The sequence below is a fragment of the Pseudoalteromonas luteoviolacea S2607 genome (assembly GCF_001625575.1).
Taxonomy (GTDB): Bacteria; Pseudomonadota; Gammaproteobacteria; order Enterobacterales; family Alteromonadaceae; genus Pseudoalteromonas; species Pseudoalteromonas luteoviolacea_E.
The window spans coordinates 1-1,232 of record NZ_AUXV01000027.1; the positions used below are offsets into that span (position 1 = coordinate 1).

At 46.1% G+C, this 1,232-nt stretch carries 1 protein-coding gene; it reads right to left on the reverse strand.

Annotated elements, in window-relative coordinates:
- Window positions 1–47 precede the first annotated feature (47 nt).
- Window positions 48–1,232: an elongation factor Tu gene (gene tuf, locus N480_RS14470; RefSeq protein ID WP_063373199.1), complete on the reverse strand. Its 1,185-nt coding sequence runs from the start codon at window positions 1,230–1,232 to the stop codon at window positions 48–50.

Consider the following 1,232-nt stretch of genomic DNA (forward strand, 5'->3'; position numbering starts at 1 on the left):
GAGCGGCTTTTTAATATTCGTATATCGAATTAGTTAACAGGTAACTATTACTCGATGATTGATGCTACAACACCAGCACCAACTGTACGGCCACCTTCACGGATAGCGAAACGTAGACCTTCGTCCATCGCGATTGGGCAGATTAGTTCTACAGTCATCTTGATGTTGTCACCAGGCATTACCATTTCTACGCCGTCTGGTAGCTGGATGTCACCAGTTACGTCTGTTGTACGGAAGTAGAACTGTGGACGGTAACCTTTGAAGAAAGGAGTATGACGACCACCTTCATCTTTAGAAAGTACGTATACTTCTGAAGTGAACTTAGTGTGCGGCTGGATTGTACCAGGAGCTGAAAGTACTTGACCACGCTCAACTTCGTCACGCTTAGTACCACGTAGAAGTGCACCTATGTTCTCACCTGCACGACCTTCGTCTAGAAGCTTACGGAACATTTCAACACCCGTACAAGTTGTCTTCGTAGTTTCTTTGATACCTACGATTTCAACTTCGTCGTTCACGTTGATGATACCAGCTTCAACACGGCCAGTTACTACTGTACCACGACCCTGGATTGAGAATACGTCTTCGATAGGCATGATGAATGGCTTATCGATGTCACGCTCTGGCTCTGGGATGTAAGAATCTAGTGCTTCTGCAAGCTCAACGATCTTGTCTTCCCACTCTTTCTCACCTTCTAGTGCTTTAAGAGCTGAACCTTGGATTAGTGGTAGGTCATCACCTGGGAAGTCGTACTCAGAAAGAAGTTCACGAACTTCCATCTCTACTAGTTCGATTAGCTCTTCGTCATCAACCATGTCACATTTGTTCATGAATACGATGATGTAAGGTACACCAACCTGACGTGAAAGTAGGATGTGCTCACGAGTCTGAGGCATAGGACCGTCAGTTGCAGCAACTACTAGGATCGCGCCGTCCATCTGAGCAGCACCAGTGATCATGTTTTTAACGTAGTCAGCGTGTCCAGGACAGTCAACGTGTGCGTAGTGACGAGTTGGAGTATCGTACTCTACGTGTGAAGTTGCGATTGTGATACCACGCTCACGCTCTTCTGGAGCGTTATCGATTTGAGCGAAGTCACGTGCTTCACCACCGTATACTTTTGCAAGTACGTTAGTGATTGCTGCTGTTAGAGTTGTTTTACCGTGGTCAACGTGGCCAATTGTACCTACGTTTACGTGCGGTTTCGAACGTTCAAACTTTTCTTTTGCCAT